Genomic DNA, 2,986 nt, shown 5'->3' with positions numbered 1-2,986 from the left:
CATGATATAATCCAAATGTTGGTAAAATCGCTAACGAACAACAAAAGTTTGCAGGCAGTGATACAAGAATACCAGCAGGAGAATATGAGGTGTTTTGGAGACCATCAGACAAAAAAGTTAAAAAAGATGGCAAATTTTTGGGAAAATTACCCATAGAATTTCAAAGCGGTTTTGCCCCAGAATTAAGGGCAATAAATGGGACTGATATTGGAAAACGAAGTGATATTCTTATCCATATAGGTAATACAGGTAAAGATACTTTAGGCTGTCTTATGCCAAATAAAGCCTATGCAAATAATGTTGCGAGTGGTTCAGTAGAAATGACTGAAAAGCTTGTTGGGGCTATAATAAGACACGATTATGCAAGTTATGTCAATGCAACAAAAACAAAAACTTATATCAGAACAAATGAAAATGTTGTAAAAAGATTCATTATCAAAATCACAGAGGAAATCATAAAAAACAAGGAGTAATCGTGAAACCACTAGTATTGTATTTATTGTGCCTTGCTATGATAAATGTTTATGCTAAAGATGATAGCCTGATGTATAAAAATATAGAATTCTATGAGCAAAAGCCTTTTTTTGCAAATAGTGATACTACTGATTCTCATATAGGTGAAAAATATTCTATTTTTGATAGTGGTTGGGTAGAAAGATATGGTGTTAATAGGGAAATAGAAGTATTGTATTTGCGTGGATATACTATGGGTTCTACTTCATTTCAAAAGCAGAATTTGCAAAAAATCATTCCTCAATATATTAAGGATTTTTATCCATATGAAATAGGCTATATTACTTTATTTGAACCCATAAATCAACCCTATATTTATGAAGTAGTAAAAGGGTTTTTATATATTACAAAAGAGCCTTGCGGGATACATTCTTTTGAACTAGATTGTTCTAATGTTGATTATAGTATAGCTTTTTACATTACTTATGACAATGAAATGCAAGGTGGAGATGCCGAGAAAGGATTTTTAACTCAACATATTAATGCTGGAATGAATTATATTTTGCCAACAGAATACAGTAAGATTGAAACTATATACCCAACTATAAAAGAACAATTACAAGATAAATCCTATCTTGTTTTGCCCATAAAAATACAAATAAAAACTGCTGTAAATATAGATAGACCTATCCCAACACATATTATCACAATATCAAAAGCATTTGCAACTACTTCCAAAGAAGATGAAGAGGTTGCGAAGCAACTCAAAAATATATGTGCAGAATATAAAATGCAATATAAACCGAAATATTGCTCTAATAATCCAATAGATGAGAGAATCTATACTTATTCAAAAGATATGTATGTAAATATAAGAGAAAAACCAAATACTAAATCTCGCATTATTAAACAAATAGCAACACAATATCCTAACGCCAAGCTTACAGATTCTATTTGTTGGGAATCTTTAGGAGACAAATTTATCCCAAGTAAATTTTGGATTAATCAGAGGAAGATGTTTCTTCATGATAAACCACAAGTAGAATTTACAGAAAAACTCTACACAGAAGGTTTCCCAATAAATGGCTGGTATAAAGTATATTTTTCAGATAAAGAAGGAGAAAACATAGAGGGTTATATTCACAAATCCCAACTTTCTTGGGGTTTAAAATGAGTAGTTCTCTCTAAACGACTTTACAAAAAGACAAAGCTTATTCTACTTTAGGTATAGAGTTAAAATCTCCTAAAGCAATAGAGACTTATAACAATAATGGAAACTTTAGTATTAAACTTACAAATATTAACTTACAAGATATACAATCCCAAAGCAACAATACACTCACTAAAGATTCTCCACTCTTTATTTATATTCAAGATTATAAACTTAACTTTATCACTAAACTAAAAGATAAACAAACTACAATCAAGATTCCATTAGATACTACCATTACCAAAGATAAATACAATAATATTAACTTACTTTATAATCTTCAACAATGATATGCAAATTCATATCATCTTGACACTTAGAGTATTGCTCTACTTCGCTGCATTCTTCCCCATAACTAAAATATACTTCTATAATCTTATTACTCAAAGATTCTCTTTTCCATTCTTTGATAATCTCATTCTCTTTAAAATCTTCAATAATTGGAATCTTAAATTGTTTAGTGATAGATTGTTTCTCTAAATCCTTAGATTCTATTTGAATCTTTTGTGCTTTGGTATTATTAGCCTCATCATTATCTTTAAAGGGAATAAAAGAAAGAAAGAGAAGTTTAGTATCTTGTAAGTTAATATTATTGTATTTATCTTTGGTAATGGTAGTATCTAATGGAATCTTGATTGTAGTTTGTTTATCTTTTAGTTTAGCGATAAAGTTAAGTTTATAATCTTGAATATAAATAAAGAGTGGAGAATCTTTAGTGAGTGTATTGTTGCTTTGGGATTGTATATCTTGTAAGTTAATATTTGTAAGTTTAATACTAAAGTTTCCATTGATGTTATAAGTCTCTATTGCTTTAGGAGATTTTAACTCTATACCTAAAGTAGAATAAGCTTTGTCTTTTTGTAGGATTGTTTGTAAAGTATAAGTAGAGGGGGTAGAATCTTTAGATTCTAAATTGGCTTGTATTGCAAGAGAATCTTGGTTAGGGTTTAAATGATTGTTAATGTTTAGATTGTTGGAATCTGTATTCATATTAGCATTAAAATGATTGATATTTGTATGGTTGTTTGTATGATTGGGATTATTGGAATCTTGGTTTATATCATTAAAAGAATTACTTGAATGATTCTTTAAATGATTGTTTGCATTATTAGAATCTTGATTGGTATTTAGACGATTGGATTCTTGATTTGTTGTATTGTGATTAGGATTGAAATCATTTGAGTTTAGATTCTCATTTGAATGATTAGTATTTGTATGATTGGGATTATTAGAATCTTGGTTTATCTCTTCTAAATAGAATCTATAATTGCTTAAAGTCATTAAAGTTTCTTTTAAATCCCCTTGTTCTCTTTGAATGAATAA

The 2,986-nt window shown here is 28.8% G+C and carries 2 protein-coding genes and 1 pseudogene; 2 read left to right on the top strand and 1 reads right to left on the bottom strand.

Features of this window, described 5'->3' with window-relative positions:
- Positions 1-26: 26 nt before the first annotated feature.
- Together LS69_RS09815 and LS69_RS09810 are read left to right on the top strand one after the other, a co-directional pair.
- Entirely contained in the window at positions 27-473 is a 447-nt protein-coding gene (locus LS69_RS09815; protein WP_342747953.1) for a DUF5675 family protein, read from the top strand.
- 2 nt (positions 474-475) lie between these two features.
- Positions 476-1,627, top strand: coding sequence for a hypothetical protein (locus LS69_RS09810; RefSeq protein ID WP_138124588.1), 1,152 nt, complete (start codon positions 476-478; stop codon positions 1,625-1,627).
- Positions 1,628-1,924: 297 nt separating this feature from the next.
- On the opposite strand, the pseudogene LS69_RS09805 reads toward LS69_RS09810, so the two are convergent.
- Positions 1,925-2,986: pseudogene (locus tag LS69_RS09805) on the bottom strand (hypothetical protein); the annotation flags it as partial.

The sequence above is a fragment of the Helicobacter sp. MIT 05-5294 genome, from assembly GCF_000765675.1.
In the GTDB taxonomy this organism is placed as follows: Bacteria; Campylobacterota; Campylobacteria; order Campylobacterales; family Helicobacteraceae; genus Helicobacter_D.
The sequence above is the reverse complement of the archived record's forward strand: the minus strand, read 5'-3'. Positions and strand labels throughout refer to the sequence as shown.